Source organism: Streptomyces erythrochromogenes (assembly GCF_040684695.1).
Classification (GTDB): domain Bacteria; phylum Actinomycetota; class Actinomycetes; order Streptomycetales; family Streptomycetaceae; genus Streptomyces; species Streptomyces erythrochromogenes_C.
In genome coordinates, this window is sequence record NZ_JBFBGM010000008.1 from 110,229 (window position 1) to 134,682 (window position 24,454).

Below are 24,454 nucleotides of genomic sequence, written 5' to 3' on the forward strand. Positions count from 1 at the left end.
CGGGCCGCGGCGCGACGGTCCGCCCGGTCCGCCCGGTCCGCCCGGTCCGGCCGGGCAAGGCGGCGTCCGGCCGGCCCGAGCCCGTCCGCATCAGCCCTCCAGGGTCATGGCGGCCGCGCCCCGACGGCTGTGGCGATGGGCGGCGGGGCCGCGTGTGCGCCACCCGCGGCGCGGACGGAATCGTCATTGCGTCATGCCGCTCGGGGGCCGCAGCCTCAATTGCTCGAAAGCGTGTAGGCGCCGCTGCGTGGTCTTGTGCCGTGACCTCCGCTTCGGATCGCGAGTCGGCGCTGGTGGAGAGGTGAATCGAAGAAGTGCGCGCCGGCCGGTCAGGCGCCGAGGGAGACTCTGACCTGCCGGGTGTGCATGTTGATGTAATCCACCTTGACCTCGAACTCATCGCCCAACTTGTACGCAACTGCTCCGGAGGAGGCGGTCGGCAGCAGCCCTTCGATTCCCGAAGGCAGGCGAACGAACGTGCCGATCGGGGCGATCTTCGTGACGGTTCCACGGGTCACAGCGTCAAGTTCTGTTCGTGCGAATTCAATGAGCGGGTCGGGTTCGATGTCTTTCAGTGACAGTGAAATCGACTCGCGCTCGGGATCGGTGCTCAAGTAGAAGACGGTCACGACCTGGTCGACCTGTGCGACTTCCGATGGGTGGTCCACTCTCCTCCATGAGAGGTTCGCGGACGACACCGTGCCCTGAAGGCCTCCGGTCAGCGTCACGCTCAGGCTGTAGTCGCTGACCGCGGTGACGATTCCCTTGCAGACCTGTCCGTGCTCCAACTTGTGATCCATTCGCATGAGGCTCCAGCGTTCGCAGAACGTGCCCGGCGTGGACGTCAGGCCCGCGTGCCCGGTCTCGATTCCGGGCCTCCTCGTCGGAGAAGCGGCTGTCCAGAGGCCCTCCTGGTCGTTCAGCGGTACGAAACGAGCCGGCTGCGGAAGTCCGTCAGCCGCTCCACGTCGAACCCCACTCCGTGAACTCCCCCCACCGCGCCCGCACCGGCACTCGGCCGCTGTCGAGCTGATGGCCCGCCAGGCGACCCAATCGAACGTACTTTTGCACGCGGGGACGGGCGCGGCCAACTTCACTGTTCGGTAGCGCACATATTGAGCCAGGTGCATGGGGTTTGAGTGCTGGTGAGGGTTCCCGGGGTGTCGTTGCAAAAGCAATGTGCAGGGTCGGGGCTGTCCGCGTCGACGGTGGGGGGTGTTCGGGGGATGATCGGATGGGAACGCATCCCGGCGGGGACGATCCGCGGTGCCGGGACCCGGTCGGAGGACGTGAGGACCATGTCGCTCTCGCACCCTGCCGGCGCGCCGCCGCGCGCCCGGCTGTTCGCACTGCTGGCGCTGTTGTGCGTGCTGGGCGCGGTGGTGGTGCTGGTGGCGTCCGGCGAGGGTGCCGGGCTGATCGTCGTCGTGGTCGGGATGGCCGGCGCGGCGCTCACCGCCGTGGGCACCTGGTGGATCCTCGCCCACCGCGGCTGGATCCGGCTGGCCGGGACCGTGCTCGCCGTGGCCGCGCCGCTGGCCATCCTCGTCATCTACGCCCGCGCCGACCTGTGGCCCACCGCGCTGGCCGCCATCGTGCTCTGGGCGGCCGCCGTGGTGTGCGCCCGGACGGCGCTGCGCGCGGCGCGGCCGTCCGCCGCCATGCGGGCGGTCGCCGCCGACCGCCCCCGGCACCCGGTGCTGATCATGAACCCGAAGTCCGGCGGCGGGAAGGTCGGCCGCTTCGGCCTCGTCGAGAAGGCCGAGGCGCTCGGTGCCCGCGTGGTGCTCCTGGACACCGGGGTCGCGACGGACGTCGCCGCCCTCGCCCGCCGGGCGGTCGCCGAGGGGGCGGACCTGCTCGGGGTGGCCGGCGGCGACGGCACCCAGGCCCGGGTGGCCGAGGTGGCCGCCGAGCACGGCCTGCCGTTCCTGGTGATCTCCGCGGGGACCCGGAACCACTTCGCCATGGACCTCGGCCTGGACCGCGAGGACCCCGCCCGGTGCCTGGACGCCCTCGCCGACGGCGAGGAGCTCCGGATCGACCTGGGCTTCGTCGGCGGCCGCGCCTTCGTGAACACGGCCTCCTTCGGCGTCTACGCGGAGGTCGTGCAGCGCCCGGAGTACCGGGACGCCAAGGCCGACTCCGCGCTGAACGCACTGCCCGACCTGCTGCTCGGCTACGTCGGCCGCACCCTCGAAGCGACGACCGACCGGACGCGCCTGGAGGGCCAGCAGGCGCTGCTGATCAGCAACAACCCCTACTCGTCCCCCGAACCGGCGGCCGTGGGCGCCCGCCGGGCCCGCCTCGACCTCGGTGTGCTGGGCGTGGTCGGGATCCGGGTGAACAACGCCGCCCAGGCGGCCGACGTCGCCCTGCGGGGGGCGCGGGCGGCCGGCCTGCAGATCCTGACCTCACGGCAGGTCGTCATCGCGTCGGAGGCGGAGAGCATCCCGGTGGCCGTCGACGGGGAGGCCCTGACCCTGCCCACGCCCGTCACCTGCTCCGTCCGCCCGGGCGCCCTGCGCGTCCGCGTACCGAGGGAGCGCCCCGGCGCCCCGGTGGCCGGCCCGCCCATGGAGTGGCGCGACGTCCTCGCGCTGGCCTTCAACCGGCTGCGGTGAGGGGGCCGCGAGGGCGGGGGCGCGCTTCCCCGGGATGCCCGACCTGCGGGGCGGCGTCACAATGAGCCTGTGCCCGGGGCGCGCCCGGTGCCGTCCGGTTCGACCCGGTGCCACCCGGTGCCCCCGCTGTTCCCGCTGGTCGTGTGCGGATAGGAGACAGCCGTGAAGGACCTCAAGTTCGAACAGAAGAGTTCCCTTTCACGCCTTGAGGCCGCCGATCAGCTCGCCGCGCTCGCGGAGGCGCTGCGGCACGGCGGCAACGCCGAACTGGAACTGGGCCCGGGGACGATGAGCCTGCGGGTCCCCGACGAACTGAGCACCGAGATCGAGGTCGAGGTCGGCGACGGGCAGATCGAGATGGAGATCGAGCTCAAGTGGCCCACCGCGACGCGGTCCGGGGCCCCGTCGTAGTGGCCCCGGACGGACCCGGCAAGACCCCGGGGACGGCCGCGGGGCGCGCATCCCAGCCCGCGCCCGCGCCTGGGCCAGCGCCCGAGCCCGTGCCCGAGTCCGATCCGGAGGCCGCCGCCGCGTCCGCCGCCGCAGCCGCCGCGGAGGCGGCCGCCGAGCCGGACCCGGAGGAGGCCCGCGGCGACTACACCGGCGCCGTCTACGGCTCCCTGCTCGCCGCCTCCGTCGTCGTCGGCGCCGGAACCCTCGGCTCCTTCCCGCGGCTGCAGCTCATCGCCCTGCTGCTGGGCACCGGTGTGGTGTTCTGGGCCGCGCACGTCTTCGCCCGCCTCTTCGGGGCCCGCCTCCTCGTGGGCAGGCTCAGCTGGAGCGCGATCCGCCGCGTCTCCCGGCAGGAGCGCCCGATCATCGAGGCGGCCGTCCCGCCCGCCCTCGCCGCCGCGATCAGCCCGCTGTTCAATCTGGGGCCGCAGGGCATCGCCTGGCTGGCGCTCCTGGTGGCCCTGGCCGGGCAGGTCGGCTGGGCGACCGTGGCCGCCCGGCGCGCCGGGGCCTCGCGCCGCCTGATGGTGTTCGCCGGTGTCATCAACCTCTTCCTCGGGCTGCTCATCGTGCTGCTCAAGGTCGGGCTGGCGCACTGACCGCCCGCGGTGTCGCCCCGTACTCCGCCAGGGCCGCCCCGAGGCGGCCGACCCCCTCGGCGATCTCCCCCGGGGTGTGCGTCGTGAAGGACAGGCGCAGCGTGCGCGGGTCCGGCGCGGCCGCGTGGAAGGGGGCTCCGGGCACGAAGGCGACGCCGTGCGCCACGGCCGTCCTCAGCAGGGCCGTCGCGTCGTGGTCCTCCGGGAGCCTGGCCCACACGAACATCCCGCCCTCGGGCAGGTTCCAGTCGCAGTCCGCCGACAGGGTCCGGCTCAGGGCGCTCTGCAGGGCGTCGCGCCGCTCCCGGTACGCGGCGCGCACGCCGCCTATGTGCGCGTCCAGGTCGGCCGTCGCGAGGTAGTGCGCCGCGGCCAGCTGGTCCACCGTGGAGGTGTGCAGGTCCGCCGCCTGCTTGGCGACCGTCGCGGCGCGCAGGAGCGCCGCCGGAGCGCGCAGCCAGCCCAGGCGCAGCCCCGGAGCCATGATCTTCGAGAAGCTGCCGATCAGGGCCGTACGGTCCTCCGCGCCCGGGTGGGCGGCGAGCCACGGGACGTCCCGGCCCTCGTAGCGCAGGTCCCCGTACGGGTCGTCCTCCACCAGCCACAGGCCGAGCCGGGCCGCGACCTCCGCGACCGCGGCCCGGCGGGAGGCCGGCAGGGTGCGGCCCGTCGGGTTCTGGAAGGTGGGGATCGTGTAGAGCAGCTTGGGCCGCTCCCGCGCGACGAGTTCCGCGAGCGCGTCCGGCAGGATGCCCGCCTCGTCGCAGGGCACGGGCACCACCCGCGCCCCCGCCAGCGCGAAGCACTGGAGCGCGGCGAGGTAGGTGGGGTTCTCGACCAGTACCACGTCGCCCGGCTCGATCAGGGCGGAGGCGACGAGGGTGAGGGCCTGCTGGGAGCCGGAGGTGACGAGTACGTCGTCCGCGCCGGTCGGCAGCCCGCGCGCCGAGGCCCGCGCCGCGACGGCCGCGCGGAGCTCCGGCGCGCCCTCGGTGGTCGAGTACTGGAGCGCGCGGCGCGCGGACAGCGCGAAGGCGGCGTCGTACGCGGCGCGCAGGCCCTCGGTGTCGAAGAGCTCGGGGGCGGGGAGTCCGCCCGCGAAGGAGATGATCCCGGGCCGCTGGGTGAGCGCGAGGATCTCGCGCACGGGGGAGCCCTCGACCGATGCGGCGCGGGCGGCGAACGCGGGCGGGGCGGTGGTGGCGGCGGTTCCGGTGGCGGCGGTGCCGGCAGTTCCGGCGACGACGGCGGAGACGGCGGAGACGGCGGGGACAGCGGGCACGGGAGCTCCTCCGGGAAACGGGTGCGCGCATCGTAGCCACAGGAACGTGTAGATGGCATGTATGTATCAGGGGGCGGACGCGGACTGCTCGGCCGTCCCCGACTCCGCCCACCCCCTCCCGATCTGACGCCACATCAGCTAGACCGTTCCCATGACGACAGGAGAGCAGGACCCGCAGCAGGACCCGCAGCAGGACACCCGCGTCGACGACTACGCCGCGCTGGCGGCGGTCGGCCCCTACGGCGTCCGCCCCGGCCACGCCCTGATCACCATGGTGGAGCCGCACCCGGGCCACGAGTACGCCTACAACCGCTGGTACGAGGACGACCACTACTACGCCGGCGCCATGGCCATGCCGTGGATGTACGCGGGCCGCCGCTGGGTGGCCACCCGTGAACTCCAGGAGCTGCGCTACCCGGAGAAGTCGGCCGTCGCCCAGCCGGTCACGGCCGGCTGCTACATATCGACGTACTGGGTCACCGCGGGCCGCTACGACGAGCACATGAAGTGGACGGTCGGCATCAACAAGCGGCTGAACCGCGACGGTCGCGTCTACCAGGACCGGACCCACGTCTTCACGGCCTTCCAGGACCACGCGGCCACCGTCTACCGCGACGGTGCCGCCGGCCCGCGGGACCACCACGCGCTCGACCACCCGTACGCGGGGCTGGTGGTGCAGGTGGTCGACGCCGACGGCCCGGAGCAGCGGGCCGAGTTGCTGGAGTGGCTGCGCTCGCGCGCCCTGCCGAAGCGGCTGCACGGCTCTCCGGCGGCGATGGTGACCGTCTTCCGGCCGACGCCGCTGCCCGGTGACCGGATGACGTACGTCAAGCAGGTGGAGGGGGTCGACACGCGCCTCACGCTGCTGTGGTTCCTGGAGGAGGACCCCCGGACCTGCTGGCACCGCTTCCAGGGGCTGGACGCGGAGGTCGCGGAGGCGGGCCTGGGGCGGGTGGAGCTCGTGGCTCCGTTCATCCCGACGGTGCCGGGAACGGACCGGTACGTCGACCAGCTGCGCTGACGCGGGCATGGCCGAGCCCCCTCGGCCAAGACGGCGGACCGGTCGAGAGGGCTCCAGGCGGTGGTGGCGGGACGGTCGGGACGCGTCGTGACCTTCAGACGAGGCGTCCCAGCCGGCCTTCGGTGACGTCGGCGACGAAGGAGGTCCACGAACCGGGCGCGAAGGTGAGGGACGGGCCGTCCTGCACCTTGGAGTCGCGTACGGCGATCGCCTCCATGACGGGGGACTTGACCTCGACGCAGGCGCCGTTGGCGGAGTAGGAGGACTTGACCCAGTTGTCGTTGGCGCCCTGGCGAATAGCCATGTTTCTCTCCGGTGAGCGAGTAGTTCGGGTGTGTTGTCGGCCATTTCCGGCTGACCTGATCGACGCTACCCGCAGCTCCTGACGGGTGAAGGAAGCATTCACCCGACCGAGTGGCATATTCCATTCAAGCCTTCTGTGGCCGGGGAGTGACGGTGTACGGTGCCGACCCTTTGCCCGCCCGCCCCCTGAGTCACAGGACTACTCACCCTTGTCGGCATATTCGTTGATGATCTGCGAGATGAACTCCCGTGTCTTGTCGACGCCGAGGGCCTGGGCGCGCAGGTGCTCGTACATCACGCTGTACTTCTGGACGTCGTTGGCCTTCTCCAGGTACAGGTCGCTGGTGACGCCCTCGATGTAGACGACCGTCGAGTCGGACGCGTCCGGGAACTCCAGGATCGCGTACTGGCCGTTCACGCCGGGGTGCGCGCCCAGCTCGAAGGGCATCACCTGCACGGTGACGTGCGGCTGCTCCGACTGCTCTATCAAGTACTCGAGCTGCCGGATCATCAGTCGGGCGTCGCCCACGTGCCGGCGCAGCGCCGCCTCGTCGATGACCGCCCACAGGCGCAGCGGACCGAGGTCCGGGTTGTTGTTCTCCGTCTCGGAGAGCCGCTTCTGGCGGTGCATGCGGACCTGGACGCGCTTGTCCACGTCGGCGGGGGCGGTCTCCGGCCACGCGCCGCGGACGAGGGCCTGCGCGTACTCGGTGGTCTGCAGGAGGCCCGGGATCACCAGGGGCTCGTACGTGCGCAGGCTGGCGGCGTCGGTCTCCAGCCCGATGTAGACGCTGTACGGGATGTCGCCGAAGGCGTGCCACCAGCCCTGCTGGCGGGAGTCCTTCGCCATCTGCATGAGGGAGTCGATGAGCCGGCGGTCCTCGACCTCGTACACGTCGCACAGGTCGCGGACGTCGCGCTGGCTGATGGAACGGCGGCCGTTCTCCAGCCGGCTGATCTTCGACTGGGAGACGAGGAGGCGTTCGGCGACCTGTTCGGCCGTCATGCCCTTGTCCTCGCGGAGCTTGCGCAGCTCCATTCCCAGTCGGCGGCGTCGGACGGTGGGATTGACATTGGACGCCACGTGAACGGCACCTCCGCCTTCTTCTGTCGTGCAGCTGTCTCTCTGCGTGTCTGATGTTCAGCAGACTGCCACCGAAGCGGGCGGCGCCGCTGGGGAACGGCAGGGAAAAAACACAGACGCGCGGGGTGGCGGAGCCGGCGGACCGGCTCCGCCACCCCGCGCGCTGGCGGCTCCCGGACCGGATCCTCACGGATGCCGGTCCCGGCGGTGGCGTTGCTTGGTGGTGCTTGGTGGTGCTTGGCGGTGCGGTGGTGGAGCTGGGGAACGGTGGAACCGGTGACCCGCGCAACTGTGGAACTGGGTCGAACCGGGTCGAACTGGGTGGATCGGTGTGGATCGGTGTGGATCAGTGCGCGGCCACGCGTGCCATCGCACCCGTGCGGCGCGGCTGCATCGCGACACCGCCCGCGGCGGGCCGGGCCTGCGGTGCCGGCGCACGGTCCCGGCGTGGCTGCGCGGCCACACCGTTCTGGACGTCCATCACGGCGTGCGCCACGAGTCCGCCCATCGGGTCGTGCCTGATCAGGTCCCGCAGCCGGGACCTGGACGAGCGCCCCTCATTGCCGGGGTACAGGTGCTTGCCGAGTCCGACCGCGTGGGCCAGCGCGGCGAGCGCCGCGGTCCGCGGGTCCGGCGGTACGCCGGTGCGGATCGCACTGTCGAGCCGGGCTCGGATCTCCCGGCTGATCTCCGTGTCCGTCGCCTGGTAGCGAGTCGTCGGCAACACTCCGCACATCTGTCCCGCGACGGCATGGACCATGCCGCAGCGCTCCAGGTGCGCGAGGTAAATCTGACGAAGCCCCAGCCGGGGTCCGCCGATCCAGTGGACGGCCCGTACCGGGCTGCCGCGCCTGCGCAGCAGTTCCAGTGCGGAGTCCAGAGTCGGATCTCCTGTCGGCCGTGGCATCACCACGGCGATACGATCCCCATCAGGGGCTATCCGTCCTGCCAGAGCCAGCTCCACTAGCTGTGCCCCGGCCAGGCCGAGGTCGAGCGACTGCGGCTGCGCCGTGGTACCCGTGGCCGGGTCCAAGGCGAGCAGCAGAAGCTCCTCCGGAATTGTTCTGCGGCTCCTGCCCATCCATGCCTCCCCGCGTGGATGAGTGACAGGGTGACGCCTCTCACATTCATCTGTCGAGAGCGCGTGGCCGCTTTGTGGGGGAACCCGCAGCTATGTCGTTCTCGTCTGGCACGGGGGCGATGCTCCCGAGACGGGACACTGTTAGACATTCGGACAGCCGAACGTGGCGGCGATGAGGAGGAGCGGTGGCGGGCGAGTCCCCCGACAAGTCGGTAGATGAAGAAACGCCGGGGGCGGCGGAGTCGTCCGCGGAGCGCGACCCGAGGCTGTCGGTGTTCCGGCCGAGGGAATCCGAGGACGCCGCCGGGGTCGCCCGTGCGGGCGAAAGCGGTCCCGAGGCCGACGTCGAGGCCGAGGCTGAGGCTGAGGCTGAGGCCGATGCGGAGGCCGGCGCCGGCGGGCGGGATGCCGATGCGGAGGCCGGCGCCGGCGGGCGGGATGCCGACGCGGATGCCGAGGCCGGCGGGCGGGATGCGCTGCGCGAGGCCGTGGCGGCCTGGGTCGCCACGACGGCGGAGGACCAGGGCGATGCCGACGCGGACACGGATTCCGCTTCCGCTTCCGGCTCCGGTTCCGCTCCGGCCGACGAGGCGGAGCCCCCCGCTGCCGTTGCCGCCACCTCGAAGTCCGAGCCGGCGGGCGGCGAGCGCACGGCCGCGGTCCGTGCGGCCGAGCCCGGCTCCGCCGGGGAGGACGGGCCGTCGGTCAAGGGTGCTGCTGCCCCTGGCGAGGCGAAGCCGCCGGCTCCGGCCGGTGAGCCGGCGGACAGCGAGCGTACGGCCGTGTTCCGTGCGGTGAAGCCGGCCGCGGCGAAGCCGGCGGATGCGAAGCCCGGCTCCACGGGCGCGGACAAGCCGTCGCCCGAGGCCGGTGCCGCTTCCGCTTCCGGCGAGGCGAAGCCTGCGGTGGCCCAGCCGTCGAAGCCGTCGGCTCCGGCCGGTGAGCCGGCGGACAGCGAGCGTACGGCTGTGTTCCGTGCGGTGAAGCCGGCCGCGGCGAAGCCCGAGGACGGGAAGCCGTCGGCTTCGGGATCCGGGGCCGCGGACAGCGAGCGCACCGCCGTGTTCCGGGTGCCGAAGGTGGACGCGGTCAAGTCCGACGCCGGGCAGAAGTCGAAGCCCGCTGCCGTGAAGCCGGGCTCCGCTTCTCCTTCCGCTTCGGCCCCCGCACCGGCCGAGGACAGCGAGCGCACCGCCGTCTTCCGCGCCCCGAAGCCGGACGCACCGGCCCCCAAGGCCCCCGCGGCCCCCAAGGCCAGCACCTTCGTGCCGCTGCGCACCGACGGTGACGTCACGACGGAGACGAAGCCCCCGGTCCGGCCGACCCCGCCGACCCCGCCGACCCCGTCGGCCAAGGCCCCGGCCTCCGCCTCGACCACCACCGAGCGCCTGGACCGCGGCGACCGGAGCGAGCGGACCACCCAGCAGCCGCTGCCGCCCAAGCCGCCGCTCGACATGCTGGCGGACCTCACGAACAACCCGCCCCCGCCGCCGAGCCCGCTGCGCACCGCCGTCCGCCGGTTCAAGATCTACGCGCCGCTCGTCGTGCTCCTGGGCATCATCCTCGCCATCGTGCAGCTGGTCCGCCCGCTGCCCGAGCCGAAGCTCGTGATGACCGCGAAGTCCTCGTACACCTTCGAGGGCGCGATGCCGCAGCTGCCCTGGCCCAGCGAGGGGCAGGCGTACATGGCGGCCGCCGGCCTCGGCACGCTCGGCCAGTCCGGCGAGCAGAAGCCGGTGCCGATCGCGAGCGTCACCAAGTCGATGACGGCCTACATCATCCTGCGCGACCACCCCATAAAGAAGGGTGAGCAGGGCGCGATGATCGACGTCGACAAGACGGCCGAGACCGAGGGCAAGAAGAACGACTCCGTCAACAACGAGTCCACCCTCGACACGGTCAAGGAGGGCGACAAGATCTCCGAGTACGACGCGATCGCCGCACTCATGATCCCGTCGGCCAACAACATCGCGCGGCTGCTCGCGCGCTGGGACGCGGGCTCCCAGGAGGCGTTCGTCAAGAAGATGAACGACACCGCCAAGGAACTCGGCATGACCAACACCACGTACACGGACCCCTCGGGTCTGGACGCGACGACGGTCAGCACCGCCGAGGACCAGGTCAAGCTGGGCCTGAAGCTGGTCGAGATCGAGACGCTCCTCGACATCACGAAGAAGCCGAACTGGATCGACCCGTCCGGCAAGAGCTGGCGCAACTGGAACGGCCTGACCGGACCCAGCGGTGCGCTCGGCATCAAGACCGGTACGACGACGAAGGCGGGCGGAAACCTCCTCTTCGCCGCGCAGAAGAAGATCGGCAACACCAACCAGCTGATCGTCGGAGCCGTCCTCGGCCAGCACAAGCCGTCGATCATCGACACCGTGCTCGCCGCGAGCAAGCAGCTGATGGTCGGCACCCAGAAGGCCCTCGACGGCGCGACCGTCGTGAAGAAGGGCGACGTCGTGGGCTACGTCGACGACGGACTCGGCGGCCGGACGCCGGTCGTCGCCACCGCCGACGTGCAGGCGATCGGGTGGGCGTCCCTGACCGTGACCGTGAAGCTCGCGGACGGCGGTGGCGCGATGCCGCAGACCGCGACGGCCGGCACCGAGGTCGGCGTGCTGACCGTCGGCGAGGGCGCCAGCCAGGTCAAGGTACCGGTGGCACTGAAGAGCGACCTGGCCTCGCCGGGCATCGGCAGCAAGCTGACGCGCATCGGCTAGGCCGGGTTCGGCCCGCACGCGTTGGCGAGAGCTGCGGAAACCGTTGGTGTGCATGCCCCGGCTGGCTAGGATCGAGCACTAGCTGAGCCGGGGGAGGGCCGCGTGGATCCGCAGATCACCGAACTTGCCAGAGTCGCGGGAACGACGATGGTGACGCTGATGGCGACCCATACGTGGGAAGCGGCGCGGGACGGCGTGGTCTCGCTCTGGCAGCGATTCCAGCCGGACCGCGCCGATGCCGTCGGGGAAGACTTCGATGCGACGCGGCAGGAACTCCTGGCCGCGCGTGAGCAAGGCGACGGCGATTCCGAAGCCGAGTTGGTTGCCGAATGGCAGGTCCGCGTTCGGCGGCTGCTCACGGCCCAGCCGGATGTTGCCGTTGAACTACGCGCCATTCTCGACGAGCTGGCCCCCCGGATTCCGACAGTTGATCCGGCCGCAGTCACGCTGAACGCGCATGTGTCCGGCAGCGGTCGCGTGTATCAGGCCGGACGCGATCAACACATTTCCGAGCGATGACGCAGGCCGGAGGGTTTCAGGGACGGGCGACGGACCAGGGGCGCATCTTCCAGGCCGCCGGCGATCAGCACATTCAGGAGCACCACTACCACTACGCCGCGCAGAACGACCCATTTGGGTCTCTGCCGGTACGCTCCCAGCAATCGGCCCAGTCGTCCGCGGCCCCGCACTCGGTCCGGGTCCCCCTGGTCGGCCGTCCGCCGGGCGTGCTCCGGGACCGCACGGAGTTGATGGACCTGCTGCGTAGCGCTGTCGCAGGACCGGGCCATGGCATCCACGTCGTCCACGGCATGGGCGGTAACGGGAAGACGGCGGTTGCCTACACGCTCTTCACGCACGCTGTTCGGGAATACGGACGTGCGGCGTTTTGGGTGAATGCTTCCGAATACGTCTCCCTGCGGGCCGGGATGCTCGCCGTTGCCGGTGATCGCGGTGCGGGCCCCGGCCAGTTGGCGGCTGCGGCCGCGGGCCAGTATGCCTCCGCCGACTTGACGTGGCGCTATCTCGACCAGTCCGACGAGCCATGGTTGCTCGTTCTCGACAACGCCGATGACCCCGACATCCTGGAGCAGGGGGGATGGTTGCGCGCCAGTGCGCGGGGCACCGTTGTGGTCACCACCCGGCACGCGACCGCATCACTGTGGACGGGGCCGGGCATCAGCCGACATCACCTCGACGTGCTGCCCTTGGATGACGCAGCGCAGGTGCTGTGCGACCTGGCGCCGGAAGCGGGTGACAAGCAAGCGGCACGGAAGGTCGCGGAGCGTCTCGGCTGTCTGCCCCTCGCCCTCACCCTGGCCGGCTCCCACCTGGCCCATCAACTTTTGGAGTCCTGGTCCATGGACGACTACGCACGCAAGCTGACCGAGGAGTCCACGACCCTGATCGATCGGGGTGCCAGGAACTCCGGGAGCACGTCGTCTCGTCAGCTCGTCGGACGTACCTGGCAGCTTTCTCTCGACGCGCTGACCGCACAGGGCCTGCCCGAGGCCACCACGCTGCTGCGCCTCCTGTCGTTCTGGGCTGCAGATCCGGTCCCGCTGACGCTTCTGATGCCGTTGGCCCGCGGACAGGTCGTGCTGGCCGGCGTGGAACCGCCGCTGGCTGCGGACGGACTCGAGCCCGCCCTGCGCGGCCTGCTGGACCACTCGCTTGCAGAGATGGTCCAGGTGGCGGACTTGCGTTGCGTTCGCGCCCACGGTGTACTCCTCGACAGCATCGCAGCAGGCATGCCGGACTCCGCGCGTGCAGCGTTGGCCGAGGGGGCCGCCGCGCTGCTCCGTGCCGCTTTGCCGGACGAAGACATTCCCCAGTCTGAATCACGCGAGGTTCTCGCGATCCTCGCTCCACACGCGGTCGCCTTGCTGCATCGCGCGCCCTCCGAAACCACGGCCGGGCTGCTGGCTCGCCTCCTTCGGCAACTCCACGAAGCGGGCGACTGGGCAGGTTCGCTCGCCATGTCCGAGGCGGCCGCCGAGAGAGCCGCTGGTCTCCTCGGGGCGGAGCATCCGGTGGTCCTCGATGTCCTGGACGTCATGGCGCGAGGGTTGTTCCGCACGGCCAAGTACGCCGAGTCCGAGTCTCTGCACCGGCGGGTACTCGCCAGCCGTGAGCGCGTACTCGGCCCGGATCATCCTGATACCTTGCGCAGCTGCTTCGGGCTCCACCAACCACTGGACCTCCTCGACCGGGACGAGGAATCGGAGTACTACATTCGCCGTACGGTCGCGGGGCAGCGCCTTGTACTCGGGGAGGACTCTCCCGAGACGCTTCTGAGCCGCACGTTCCTGCTGGAGATGCTTGCCCAGCTGGGCAAGGAAGACGAGTACGACAGAGAGGCACCCGAGGTCGTCGCCGATTGCGAACGGCTCTTGCCGCCCGACCATCTCACCACTCTCTACGCGCGACATCTCCACAGCGCCGGACTCGAGGTCTTGGGCCGCCACGCGGAGGCCGAGCCGCTGGCGCGGAGAGCATGGGCCGACCGGGCACGGGTTCAGGGCGTCGACCACCCCATGACGCTCTCCGCCCATTACAACGTCGTCCGGATCGTTCACGCACTGGGCATGACCGACGAGGCGATCTCACTGATGCGACAGTTGATCGAAGTGAGAGAGCGGGTGCTCGGCCCGGATCACCCCTTCAATGTCGGCCACCGGGAAGAGCTCGCGAGCTGGCTCGGAGCAGAAGAGTCGTGACGCCGGGTTCCCCGCTGCTTCCTGTGGCGGGGGACCGGACGGAATACGGCTTGCCGTCGTGACGCGTCGCGCTCGAACGTGCCGGGGCCCCCGTGAGCTGTGGCGGCCAGGGCAAAGAGATACGGTCGACTCGGCGCGCCGGTCCGGTGCGGCCCGGTGCGGTGGCCCGGCGTGCGCAACGCCCTCGGACAGGGCTGTCCGGCGTGCGGCCCAGTGGTGATCCGGCGCCCCGGGCAACCCCGGGGCGCCGGTGCGCGTCTAGCGAGTGTCCGCTCGGTCCCGCCGACCGGACACGACCTAGGGACCCGGGACGCCAGACGCGTGCCGGTGGGGATCCATGTTGGGGAGATGCGGCAGTGACCACCGCTGAGCAGCAGGGCAGGCCCAGGGCAGCCGTCCCGTCGGCGGACGGCGGCGCCCCGGGCCGTGCCGCCGTGCCGCCGCAGCCGGGGCCGGGGCCGCACGAGCGGCCCCGGCGGCGCACGCGCGCCCTCGATCCGCTGCGCCGGCACCCCGTGGTCGTCGCCACCCTGCTCGCCGCCGTGCTGCACGTCGTCTGGTTCTTCAGCTTCGCCAACAGCGGCGGCGACCTCGCCGCGCAGGACGCCTGGGCCGAGTTCGTGGGCCGCCATCCCGACTCGGCGTACAACCTCGCCTGGTACGGGGGCATGCACCCCGTCTCGTACAGCGTGGTCTCTCCGTACCTCATGCACATGCTCGGCGTGCGCACCACGATGATGATCGCGGGCACCGTCTCGGCCGGGCTGCTCGCCCTGATCCTGACCCGCTGCCGCGGGGCCGTGCGCGAGCCGGTGTGGCCCGCCCTGGCCGGGGCGTACGGGCTGTTCTGCAACGCGCTCTCGGGCCGGGTCACCTTCGGGCTGGGTGCCATGTTCGCCCTCGGCGCGGTCGCGGCGGTCTTCTGCTGGCCGCGCAAGTGGGCGCGGCGGCGCTGGGCCAAGGCCGCGGTGGCGGCCCCGCTGGCCGGGATCGCGACCGCCGCCAGTCCCGTCGCGGGCCTCTTCCTCGGGGTGATCGCGGCCGCGCTGTTCCTGAGCGGGCGGCGCCCGGGTGCGTACGCGCTCGGGCTGGCCCCGGTGGCCGTGGTCGGGCTGTCCGCCTGGCTCTTCCCGTTCTCCGGTACCCAGCCGATGAAGATCGGTTCGGCCGGGCTGCCGTTCCTGTTCGGGCTGCTCATCTTCTTCCTCGTACCGCGCCGCTGGAAGACGGTCCGGATCGCCTCCGCCGTCTACGCCCTCGGGGTCTTCCTGACCTGGGTGATCGACTCCCAGGTCGGCTCGAACGTCACCAGGATGGTGATGCTGTTCGGCGGTGCGGTGCTGCTCGCGGCCCTCCCGTACGAGGTCCCGCGCTCGCGGCGCTGGTACGGGGTGCTGCTCGCGTTCGTCGGCCTGAACGCCTGGATCACCACCAACAGCGTCACGGACATCGTGCGCACCACCCCGGTCGCCGCCTGGAACCGGGAGCTGGCCCCGCTGGTGGACCAGCTGCAGAAGGCGGGCGCCGACCGCGGCCGGGTCGAGGTGGTCCCCGTCAGCAGCCACCGGGAGTCCTCCGCCTTCCCCTCGTACGTGAACCTCGCGCGCGGCTGGAACCGGCAGGCCGACCTGGAGCGCAACCCGCTCTTCTACGACGACACCCTCACCGCCGACAGCTACCGGGCCTGGCTGGAGCGCTGGGCCGTGCACTACGTGGTGCTGCCGGCCGACAAACCCGACTCGGGCGGCGAGGACGAGGCGAAGCTGGTGCGCGCGGGCCTGCCGTACCTCCAGCAGGTGTGGGGCGACGCGAACTGGCGGCTCTTCAAGGTCGACGCGCCGACGAACCTGGTCACGGGGCCGGCGAGCGTGGTGCGGGCGGGCGCCGACCAGCTGGTCATCGACGCGAAGCAGGCCGGCCGGGTGCTGGTGCGGATCCCGCACTCGCCGTGGCTGGGACTGGTGGACGCGGCGGGCAAGCCGGTGCCGCCGCCGCAGGAGACGGCGGAGTCGAAGGCCCGGGGGGCCGCGCCGAAGGAGTTCGCGAACACCGCCGGGTGCCTGTTCAAGGCGCTCCCGGACGGCGAGGGCGACGTGTGGACGGAGCTGCTGGTGCCGGCGCCGGGGGAGTACCGGGTCGCGGCGAAGTACCAGCTGCCGCGGGGCACGCCCTGCCCGGAGGAGGTCGTGCAGGCGACCCTGGGGACTCCGGAGCGTCCGGCTCCGGCCACCGGCTCGATCCCCTGATTTCTTTACGTTCCGGTCCGGGTGCGTTGCTCCGTATATATGCATACGATCCCAGTAGTCCGATTGGGTGCTTCCTGAGGGAGTTGACGACGGGATGAACAAAGAGCAGAAGCGGGACGTCCGGGCGGCCATCGCAAAGGCGCAGGAGGCCTCGCAGCCGCCGCGCCCCCCGGGTCACGGCTTCGACGGTCCCGTGCGGACCAAGGTCAAGGGCGGACTGCACACGAAGGCCGCGCTCAAGCGGGCCGGCACTCCGCAGGGCGACCGCATCGGCGAACGCAGCAGTGGCCTGAGCTGACCCTGAGCCGACCCCTGAGGGGGCGGCGCATCCGTGATGGCGCAGCCCTTCCGGCCCCGGCCGGGAGGGCTTCGAGCGCCCCGGCGTGCGATGCGGCTGCGATATGGCCGGATCTCGCGGGATCCGGCCGGATCCCGCCGCATCCCCGCCCCGGCGGGCGCATTAACGTGACCAGACCATGAACGAGATGCAGCGCAGAGCGCGGCTGCGGCCGAGCCTGCGGCTGCCCGCCTGGACCTCGACCCTGACCTGGAAGGCCACGGTCTTCATCACCCTCATGTGCTGCGGGCTCGCCGCACTGCTCGGCTGCCTCGTGCACGGCGCCATGACCCGCCAGACCGTCGGCACGGCGCGCGAGAAGGCGCTCGTCAAACTGGAGCGGACCGTCCAGGGGTACGAGACCGGTGCGCGCCTGCCCCGCGGCGAGGGCATCGACCCCTCGGGCCTGCCGCCGGAGCTGCACGCCCTGGCCCTCGACGGCAAGCGCGGCACGGCGGTCGGCCGGTACCGCGGGCGCCCGGTGATGTGGGCGGCCGCGCCCGCCGAGGACGGCACCGCGATCGCCGTGTCCGTGGACTTCCGGGCGGCCGAGCGGACCATCGCCAACCTCGACCGCGCCATCCTCGGCTCCTCGGGCCTGGCCATCGCCGTCACCCTCCTCATCGGCGCGCTCGGCGTCACGCGGATCACCCGGCGCCTGCACGTGACCGCGCAGGTGGCCCGCCGGATCAGCGCCGGCGACCTGGACGCCCGGGTCGGCGACAAGGCCCGCACCAAGGACGAGGTGGCGGCGGTCTCCCGCGCCCTGGACACCATGGCCTCCTCGCTCCAGCGCAAGCTGGAGGCGGAGCAGCGCTTCACCGCGGACGTCGCCCACGAGCTCCGCACCCCGCTGACCGGCCTGAACGCGGCCGCCGAGCTGCTGCCGCCGGGCCGCCCGGCCGAACTCGTACGGGACCGGGTGCAGGCGATGCGCTCGCTGACCGAGGACCTGCTGGAGATCTCCCGCCTGGACACCCGCAGCGAACGCGTGGAGCTGGACTCGCACGACCTCGCGGACCTGGCGGCCCGTACGATCCGCGCGTCCGGCACCGAGACGGCCCTGACGGTACTCGCCTCCCCGAGGGTGGAGACGGACCGGCGCCGCCTGGAGCGGATCCTGGGCAACCTCGTGGCCAACGCGCACAGCCACGGCGCCGCCCCGGTCACGGTCACGGTGGACGGCCCGACGGTGACCGTGACCGACGCGGGGCCCGGCTATCCGGCGTACCTCGTCACGACCGGCCCGCAGCGCTTCCGTACGGAGGGCACGAGCAAGGGCCACGGGCTGGGCCTGACGATCGCCGTCGGCCAGGCGCGGGTCCTCGGCGCCACCCTCGCCTTCCGCAACCGGGCGGAGGGCGGCGCCGAGGCCCGGATCACCCTTCCAGCGCCCGCAGCACCGGCAGCAACTGAGCCTCTTCCCGGTCGAGATGGGACTCCAGCTCCCGGCTCATGCGCTCGACGCGGTCGCTGAACCCCTCGCCGGGACCGTCGCCGGCGCCGCCGCCGGGCGCGTCCAGGGCCCGTACCAGCTCCTCCTGGAGCCGCGCGATGACGGCGTGCTCCTCGCCGACGCGGCGGAAGAACTCCCGCATGTGCGGATGCTGTTGCTCCAGGTACGGGAAGAGCCCCGCGTCCTCGCTGCGGTGGTGGAACTCCAGGGTGTGGCAGAACGCCAGGCAGTGCTGCCGCAGTTGCAGCCCGAGCGGAGCCGCCCCGCCCTCCCGTACGCGGTCCGCCGCCAGCTCCCGTACGCGGGCCAGCTGCGCCCGCAGCCAGCCGTGCACGGAGAGCAGCTTCCCGGCGATCCCGTCCTCCCCGTCCGGGACCTCGTGCGTGCGCTGCAGGGCCACGACGGGGATCACCCGCGCGGTGCGCCCCTGGTACTCCCCGTAGCCGGGCTCCGCGCGGACGACCTGCGCGAACAGCTCGTCGCGCCGCGCGCCGGCGGCGGGCACGGCGACGGCCTCGTACTCCTCGGTCCCGGTCTCGACCTGGACGAGGGGGCGTGCGAGGAGGTTGTGGTACCAGGCGGGATGCCGGTCGGCCCCGGCGGCGGACGCGACGACGAGCGGCGTGCCGCCGTCGCGCAGGAACCCGAGGGGGACGGTGTGCGGCTTCCCGGACCTGGCGCCCGTGGTGGTGAGAAGGAGCAGCTCGGCCCCTTCGAAGGGCCCGCCGACCTTGCCGGCGTTGGCCCGGAACTCTTCGATGACGTTCTGGTTGAAAGATGACACGGAGTGTGGATTTCCTCACGGTGTGTATGCGTGCGACGGCAGCGTTACAACCGGGGAGATCACCCGTAGCCGGTGGCGTATGTGCCCATGGGCCCGGTCCTGCACAAGCGGGTGCCTGCCCAACCACCGCCCGGCCCACATCTCAGTGAGCGGCGTCACGCGACACGGACGCCATACAACCACAACGCGAAGAGGACCCCGGCCGATTTTCGGCGGGGGTCCTCGTCTGTGCCCTCGGCAGGATTCGAACCTGCGACACCGGCTTTAGGAGAGCCGTGCTCTATCCCCTGAGCTACGAAGGCGCGGGGCCTCGGCGGAGACCGCCTCGTGACCGCTGACAGCCTAGCGGATCAGCTTGCCCGTGGTCGCCCCGATTCCCGTGTGGCTCGACCGGCGCCCGTGACCTGCGGTCGGCCCCGGGGGCGGTGGTTGGGCGGCGGGCGTCGGATATCGTCCCTGCGGTGAAGCTCATACCCAAACTCACCCGGCGGACGTCCGACGCGTCCGATGTGCCACGGGCAGCCGCGCCGGGTGCCCGGCTCGGCTGGCTGGACGCGCTGCGCGGCATCGCCGCACTGATCGTGGCTCTCCACCACTTCGACGTGCTGCGGATGCTGCCCTTCGGGGGCGCGGTCTGGCGGAACTTCGACATGGGCCTCTTTGGCGTCATGCTCTTCTTCATCGTCAGCGGCTACATCATCCCCGCCTCGCTGGAGCGGCGGGGCGACGTCCGCGCGTTCTGGATCGGCCGGATCTTCCGGATCTACCCGGCCCTCATCGCCGCGTTCGTCCTGTCGATGCTGATGCTGCCGGCCGGGGACGGCTCGATCGCGCTGCTGCGCACCGGGGACGACCTGGCCTCGCTGGCGGCGAACGGCCTGATGCTCCAGGACCTGCTCGGCGTGATCAACGGTATGAACGTCACCTGGACGCTCTGCTACGAGATGGTCTTCTACTTCCTCGTCACCGCCCTGTTCACCCGCGGTCTGCACCGCCACAGCGGGCCGATCGCCATCGGCATGGCCGGCGTGGCGCTGCTGGCCGGTACGGCCGTCGGCACCCAGCTCCTGAACGCGGAGCTCGGCTCGACGCGCAAGCTCCTGCTGATCGTGACGCCGATCGTGCTCCTGGGCCTCGCCGGCGTGCTCAGCGGCAACCGCAGGCTGACCGGTGTGGGCGCCATGCTGCTCGGCGGCATCGGGCTGGTCCTGGTCACGCTCAACAGCCGGGCGCCCGCCTTCGAGACGTGGATGATCTTCGCGACGATGTTCGCCGGTACGGTCGTCTACCGGGCGCAGCACGGGCAGCTCGGCCGCGTCCCGGCCCTGCTCGCCTGCGGGTTCGTCATCGTCGCGGGCGTACTGGTCGGCCGGCTCTACAACCACGGCAAGGTCCTCGACCTGACCTGGTCCTCCGGCTGGAAGGCCTGGTCGGTCGCCTACCTCGCGGCATGGGTGCTCTTCGGCGTCGGCTTCCTCCTGCGGGCACGCCGCTTCCCGAAGGTGCTGACCTGGCTCGGCGCGATCAGCTTCTCCGTGTACCTGCTGCACATCCCGCTGCTGCGCACCATCGAACCGCTGCTGGGCATTCCGCCGCAGCCGTCCTCGACGCTCGGCCGGATCGCCTGGACGGCGATCTTCCTCGGCGTCGTGGTGGTCGTCAGCCACCTGATGTACCGCCTGGTCGAGATGCCGATGCAGCAGCTGGGCCGGCGCGTGCAGAAGGCGGTGGACCGCCGCCGCCCGGCGGACCCGCCGAAGGCCGCCACCCCGCCCGCGGCCACCGCCGCGTCCGAGTCGGCTTCCGACTCCGCGTCGGAGCCCGCGCTCTCCGGACCCCGGCGGGACTGAACGAACGGGACCCGACTGAACGAACGGGACCGGACCGAACGAACGGGACCGGACGAACGGACCGTGCCCCGGGGGCAGCCAGTGATGAGGCTGCTCCCGGGGCACGGTCATGAGGCCTGGCGTGGCCCGGCCCGGCCGGTGTCACGGCCGGGCCGGGTCGCGCGGATCAGCTCTTGTCGTAGAAGCCGAACATGTCGACCACGAGGTGCGTCTGGTCCCAGCCGCGGTTCCAGAAGTCGATGACGCCGGTCGTGCCGGTGCTCGCCTGGACCAGGTTCGGGACGGTGTCGCCCTTCGTCCAGTTCAGGTTGGAGGAGTTCGGCGGGGTCGGGTTGGGCGCCCCGTTCTCGCGCTGGGCCCAGGTGTACGGGTCCGGGGCGACGGTGAGGTGCCCGCTGCCCTGGGTGTCGGTGACCGTGGTGTTCAGGACGAACGCCGTGACCGTCGGGTCGCCGTCCGACAGCGGCAGCCAGCGGAAGTCCTGACCCTGGACCGGGAAGTCGTACTTGCGCGAGTCGTGCAGGCGCGTGGGCTCCGTCGGGATGTAGGAGGCCTTGCTGCCGGGGCTGTAGTAGCCGACGACGTCCACGATGACGTCGGCCGGGTCCCAGGCGCCGTTGCGGACGTTGATCCTGCCGTCGGGGCCCACCGGGACGATCACCGAGTTCGCGATGGTCTGGTTGGCCTTGAAGTTCACGTTCGACGTGTTCGGAGCCTCCTGGCCGGTCGGGAACACCGTCAGGTGTCCCGCGCCGCGGGGAGCCGTGGCGGTGACGTTGAGGGCCACCGCGGTGACGCCGCTCGCCGGGATCGCGCCGTTGCCGGCGACCTGGAGCGAGAACGTGCTCTGCCCGGCGACCTGGCCCCACGTGCCCTGGCCCGCACGGCTGTCGGCGATGCGGAACGGGTCCAGCGAGGTGTAGCCGCCCGCGCCGGCGGAGCGGCTGAAGTAGCCGGTGACGTCCGCGACCAGGTCCACGTCGCCGTAGCTGCGGTTGACGAGCTCCACGTAGCCGTCCGCGCCGACCTGCACGATCGTCATGTTCGGCACGGTCTGGCCCGCGACGAAGTTGACGTTCGAGGTGGTCGGCTGCGCCGTGCCCGACGGGTAGGCCGTGATGTGGCCGGTGGAGCGCGGGTTCACGGCGGTGACGTTGAGCGCCACGGCGGTCGCGTCGGCCGGGATGCCGCTGTTGCCGCCGACCTTCACGCGGGCCACGCCGTACGGGGTGACGGCGCGGTTGCTGCCGCCGATGCCGGACCGGGTGTCGAGCAGCCGGGTCGGTGCGTGCGGGGTGAACTTCGAGCCGAGCGACTGGACTTCCACGCTGTTGGTGGCCGTCACGTTGTTGTCCTGGTCGGTCAGGGTGACCGTGACCTTGTGCTTGCCCAGCTCGGCGAAGGTGTGCTTCGAGGTCAGCAGCTTCGCCGAGGTGACGTGCTCGGTGTCGGTCCTGCCGTCGCCCCAGTCGATGTCGACCTTGACGGGAGCGCCGGCGGCGGTGGTGATCTGGGACGCCAGGCTGAAGCCGTGCGCCGAGGTGGCCGAGGCGCGCAGGTCCACGGCGAGCCCGGCGTTGCCCTTGGCCGCCCCCGCGGCCTGCGGGCCGGCCGCCTTGCCGGACGCGGACGCGGACGCGGGCGCGGACGCGGATCCGGACGTGCGGACCGTACGCTCCGCCGGGCTGTGGAAGACGGCGGCCTTCGCCGCGGCCGCCTTGGCGGAATCCTTGGCCGCGACAGCGTTCCCCTGGCGCTGTGCGGGCTGGTCTGCGGCCTGGGCCGCGGTCGGTACGAAGCCGATGGCTGCCGCTACGACGGCAGCCGAAATCATGACGCGGTGACGCTGCACCGGTCCCCCCTTTGTTATTGAACCAGTTCAGAAAATGACGCGGCCTCAGGGTATGCGTACAGGTCGGTCGAAACCAACGCATTTACGAAACGCGCGAACATCCTGTCGATGGGGACGACGGGGCGTGCGTGGTGGTTGCACCGAATGTGATCGAGTTCTGATCGGGTTCTGATCGAGTTCTGTGGGTGCGATCCCCGAAAGTCATAGGAGCGCGGTCGGCCCGCTGCATAGGCTGACCACCGGCCGACCCGGATCCGGGTCAGGGTCCACGGAGCGAGGAGAAACACTGATGGTCGGGTCCCGCGTCCTAGCCTTCGGGCACTACCAGCCGGCGAAGGTGCTGACCAACGCCGATCTGGAGCAGATGGTCGAAACCAGCGACGAGTGGATCCAGAGCCGGGTCGGGATCAAGACCCGCCGGGTGGCCGCCGAGGACGAGTCGGTGTCGGACATGGCGGCGAAGGCCGCCGCGAACGCCCTCGCCAACGCGGGACTGACCGGCGAGGACATAGATTTCGTCATCGTGGCCACCTGCACCGCGCAGGACCGCTCTCCCAACATGGCCGCCCGCGTCGCCGCGGCCGTCGGCGCCAAGGCTCCGGCCGCGATCGACGTGAACACCGCCTGCTCCGGATTCCCGCACGCGATGGCCCTGGCGGACCAGAGCATCCGCACCGGCTCCGCCACGAAGGCCCTCGTCATCGGTGTGGAGAAGCTGACCGACTTCGCCGACTGGACCGACCGCACCACCTGCGTCCTCATCGGCGACGGGGCCGGAGCGGCCGTCGTGGTCGCCTCCGAGGAGTCCCGGATCAGCCCGGTCGTGTGGGGGTCCGTACCCGAGATGGGCCACGCCGTGCGCATCGAGGCGCCGACCCACACCTTCTCCCAGGAGGGCCAGTCGGTGTACCGCTGGGCCACCACCGCCCTGCCGAAGGTCGCGCTCGAGGTGTGCGAGCGGGCCGGGGTCAAGCCGGAGGACCTGGGCGGGGTCGTCCTGCACCAGGCCAACCTGCGGATCATCGAGCCGCTGGCCCGCAAGATCGGCGCGGTCAACGCCGTCGTCGCCAAGGACGTCGTGGACTCCGGCAACACCTCGGCCGCCAGCATCCCGCTCGCGCTCTCCAAGCTCATCGAGCGCGGCGAGATCGAGAAGGGGGCGCCCGTGCTGCTCTTCGCCTTCGGCGGCGGCCTGTCCTACGCCGGCCAGATCATCCACTGCCCGTGACCGGGACGGACGACGTGACCACGATGAAGTCCTCTTCCACCGCCCTCTGGTGGCCGGAGCTGCGGCTCCGGCCGACCGCCGCGCCCAGGCTGCGCCTGCTGGTGTTCCCGCACTCCGGCGCCGGCCCCAACACCCTCTTCCCCCTGGTCGAACCGCTGGCCGACGACGTCGAGGTGCTCGGGCTCTCCCTGCCCGGCAGGGAGCGCCGTTTCGGCGAGACCCCCGGCTGCCGCCTCGACGAGGTCCTGGACTCCGTCACCGACGAGGTGCTCGGCCGGGACCCGCTGCCCACCGTGGTCTTCGGCCACAGCCTCGGGGCGCTCCTCGCCGCCCGCACCGCGCAGCTCCTCGGCCCGCACTGCCGGGCCGCCGTCGTCAGCGGGCAGGTGCCCGGCCGGACGCGGCGCCGCGCCCACGCCACCAGCAGCGAGGAGGACGCCGTACGGCTGCTGAAGGAAGGCGGCGGCACCCCGGAATGGGTCATGCAGGACCCGGAGATGCTCGCCCACGTCACGCGCGTCCTGCGCGCCGACATCGACCTCAGCCGCGAGGCCGCCGTCGGGTTCGAGGACGTACGGCTCGACGTGCCCCTCCACGTCATCGGGGGGACGGCCGATCCGCTGGTCCCGCACGAACCGCTGGACGGCTGGGCCGACCACACGACCGGGCCCTGCCGGGTCCGCCGCTTCGACGGCGACCACTTCTTCCTCCTCGCCGACGCACACCGCGGGGCGGTCGTGGACGTCCTGCGCGAGGCACTGGCGCACTGACCTGCGCCTGCGCCGGCTCCTTCACCCGCCCGGGCGGGTGAAGG

The 24,454-nt window shown here is 71.7% G+C and carries 20 protein-coding genes and 1 tRNA gene; 13 read left to right on the forward strand and 8 right to left on the reverse strand.

Features of this window, described 5'->3' with window-relative positions; translation table 11 throughout:
• Positions 1 to 329: 329 nt before the first annotated feature.
• Complete coding sequence (locus AB0O53_RS15070; protein ID WP_365195854.1) at positions 330 to 800, reverse strand: S1 RNA-binding domain-containing protein; 471 nt, start codon at positions 798 to 800, stop codon at positions 330 to 332.
• A gap of 498 nt (positions 801 to 1,298) precedes the next feature.
• Between AB0O53_RS15070 and AB0O53_RS15075 the strand changes: the two genes are divergently transcribed.
• The 3 genes from AB0O53_RS15075 to AB0O53_RS15085 all read left to right on the forward strand — a co-directional run bounded on the left by AB0O53_RS15075 (position 1,299) and on the right by AB0O53_RS15085 (position 3,676).
• On the forward strand, positions 1,299 to 2,624 hold the full coding sequence (locus AB0O53_RS15075) for a diacylglycerol/lipid kinase family protein (protein ID WP_365195856.1): 1,326 nt from the start codon (positions 1,299 to 1,301) through the stop codon (positions 2,622 to 2,624).
• 162 nt (positions 2,625 to 2,786) lie between these two features.
• Positions 2,787 to 3,035 (forward strand): amphi-Trp domain-containing protein, encoded by a 249-nt coding sequence (locus tag AB0O53_RS15080; protein WP_350994441.1) that lies wholly within the window; start codon positions 2,787 to 2,789, stop codon positions 3,033 to 3,035.
• An 89-nt stretch (positions 3,036 to 3,124) separates the two neighbouring features.
• Entirely contained in the window at positions 3,125 to 3,676 is a 552-nt protein-coding gene (locus tag AB0O53_RS15085) for a hypothetical protein (protein WP_403138527.1), read from the forward strand.
• On the opposite strand, the gene AB0O53_RS15090 is transcribed toward AB0O53_RS15085, so the two are convergent.
• Complete coding sequence (locus tag AB0O53_RS15090) at positions 3,654 to 4,958, reverse strand: aminotransferase-like domain-containing protein (RefSeq protein WP_365195859.1); 1,305 nt, start codon at positions 4,956 to 4,958, stop codon at positions 3,654 to 3,656. The two genes, AB0O53_RS15085 and AB0O53_RS15090, sit on opposite strands and share 23 nt — an antisense overlap.
• 151 nt (positions 4,959 to 5,109) lie before the next feature.
• On the opposite strand from AB0O53_RS15090, the gene AB0O53_RS15095 reads away from it, so the two are divergent.
• On the forward strand, positions 5,110 to 5,979 hold the full coding sequence (locus tag AB0O53_RS15095) for a hypothetical protein (RefSeq protein WP_365195862.1): 870 nt from the start codon (positions 5,110 to 5,112) through the stop codon (positions 5,977 to 5,979).
• A gap of 94 nt (positions 5,980 to 6,073) precedes the next feature.
• Here AB0O53_RS15095 and AB0O53_RS15100 read toward each other — a convergent pair whose 3' ends face one another.
• The 3 genes from AB0O53_RS15100 to AB0O53_RS15110 form a co-directional block, all read right to left on the reverse strand.
• Positions 6,074 to 6,283 (reverse strand): DUF397 domain-containing protein, encoded by a 210-nt coding sequence (locus AB0O53_RS15100; protein WP_350994438.1) that lies wholly within the window; start codon positions 6,281 to 6,283, stop codon positions 6,074 to 6,076.
• A gap of 198 nt (positions 6,284 to 6,481) precedes the next feature.
• The gene (locus AB0O53_RS15105) at positions 6,482 to 7,366 is read right to left on the reverse strand and encodes a helix-turn-helix domain-containing protein (protein ID WP_350994436.1); all 885 of its coding nucleotides are present in this window, start codon (positions 7,364 to 7,366) and stop codon (positions 6,482 to 6,484) included.
• 346 nt (positions 7,367 to 7,712) lie between these two features.
• Complete coding sequence (locus AB0O53_RS15110) at positions 7,713 to 8,447, reverse strand: GOLPH3/VPS74 family protein (RefSeq protein WP_365195866.1); 735 nt, start codon at positions 8,445 to 8,447, stop codon at positions 7,713 to 7,715.
• Positions 8,448 to 8,632: 185 nt separating this feature from the next.
• Between AB0O53_RS15110 and AB0O53_RS15115 the strand changes: the two genes are divergently transcribed.
• From AB0O53_RS15115 to AB0O53_RS15140, 6 genes are all read left to right on the forward strand, one after another.
• A complete protein-coding gene (locus AB0O53_RS15115; RefSeq protein WP_365195869.1) occupies positions 8,633 to 11,170 on the forward strand; it encodes a D-alanyl-D-alanine carboxypeptidase in 2,538 nt (845 codons plus the stop codon).
• Positions 11,171 to 11,272: 102 nt separating this feature from the next.
• Positions 11,273 to 11,689, forward strand: coding sequence for a hypothetical protein (locus AB0O53_RS15120; RefSeq protein WP_365195872.1), 417 nt, complete (start codon positions 11,273 to 11,275; stop codon positions 11,687 to 11,689).
• Positions 11,686 to 13,887, forward strand: coding sequence for a tetratricopeptide repeat protein (locus tag AB0O53_RS15125; protein ID WP_365195875.1), 2,202 nt, complete (start codon positions 11,686 to 11,688; stop codon positions 13,885 to 13,887). The genes AB0O53_RS15120 and AB0O53_RS15125 overlap by 4 nt, the downstream gene beginning before the upstream one ends.
• A 356-nt stretch (positions 13,888 to 14,243) precedes the next feature.
• On the forward strand, positions 14,244 to 16,133 hold the full coding sequence (locus AB0O53_RS15130; RefSeq protein WP_435886653.1) for a DUF8823 domain-containing protein: 1,890 nt from the start codon (positions 14,244 to 14,246) through the stop codon (positions 16,131 to 16,133).
• 94 nt (positions 16,134 to 16,227) lie between these two features.
• Positions 16,228 to 16,431 carry a hypothetical protein gene (locus AB0O53_RS15135; protein ID WP_245240094.1) on the forward strand — a complete coding sequence of 68 codons (204 nt, stop codon included), beginning with the start codon at positions 16,228 to 16,230 and terminating at the stop codon, positions 16,429 to 16,431.
• Between the two features lie 187 nt (positions 16,432 to 16,618).
• Positions 16,619 to 17,947, forward strand: coding sequence for an ATP-binding protein (locus tag AB0O53_RS15140; protein WP_350994656.1), 1,329 nt, complete (start codon positions 16,619 to 16,621; stop codon positions 17,945 to 17,947).
• Here AB0O53_RS15140 and AB0O53_RS15145 read toward each other — a convergent pair.
• Complete coding sequence (locus AB0O53_RS15145; protein ID WP_350994431.1) at positions 17,850 to 18,710, reverse strand: nitroreductase/quinone reductase family protein; 861 nt, start codon at positions 18,708 to 18,710, stop codon at positions 17,850 to 17,852. The two genes, AB0O53_RS15140 and AB0O53_RS15145, sit on opposite strands and share 98 nt — an antisense overlap.
• Before the next feature lie 229 nt (positions 18,711 to 18,939).
• Positions 18,940 to 19,012 (reverse strand) — tRNA-Arg (locus AB0O53_RS15150).
• Between the two features lie 159 nt (positions 19,013 to 19,171).
• Between AB0O53_RS15150 and AB0O53_RS15155 the strand changes: the two genes are divergently transcribed.
• The gene (locus AB0O53_RS15155) at positions 19,172 to 20,560 is read left to right on the forward strand and encodes an acyltransferase family protein (protein ID WP_365195879.1); all 1,389 of its coding nucleotides are present in this window, start codon (positions 19,172 to 19,174) and stop codon (positions 20,558 to 20,560) included.
• 166 nt (positions 20,561 to 20,726) lie between these two features.
• Here the strand turns inward: AB0O53_RS15155 and AB0O53_RS15160 are convergent, their stop codons facing one another.
• On the reverse strand, positions 20,727 to 22,394 hold the full coding sequence (locus AB0O53_RS15160; protein ID WP_365195881.1) for a hypothetical protein: 1,668 nt from the start codon (positions 22,392 to 22,394) through the stop codon (positions 20,727 to 20,729).
• Positions 22,395 to 22,701: 307 nt separating this feature from the next.
• Here AB0O53_RS15160 and AB0O53_RS15165 point away from each other — a divergent pair, with 307 nt between their 5' ends.
• A complete protein-coding gene (locus tag AB0O53_RS15165; RefSeq protein WP_365195884.1) occupies positions 22,702 to 23,640 on the forward strand; it encodes a beta-ketoacyl-ACP synthase III in 939 nt (312 codons plus the stop codon).
• Entirely contained in the window at positions 23,637 to 24,410 is a 774-nt protein-coding gene (locus AB0O53_RS15170; RefSeq protein WP_350994424.1) for a thioesterase II family protein, read from the forward strand. Before AB0O53_RS15165 ends, AB0O53_RS15170 begins: the two co-directional genes overlap by 4 nt.
• Positions 24,411 to 24,454: the final 44 nt, after the last annotated feature.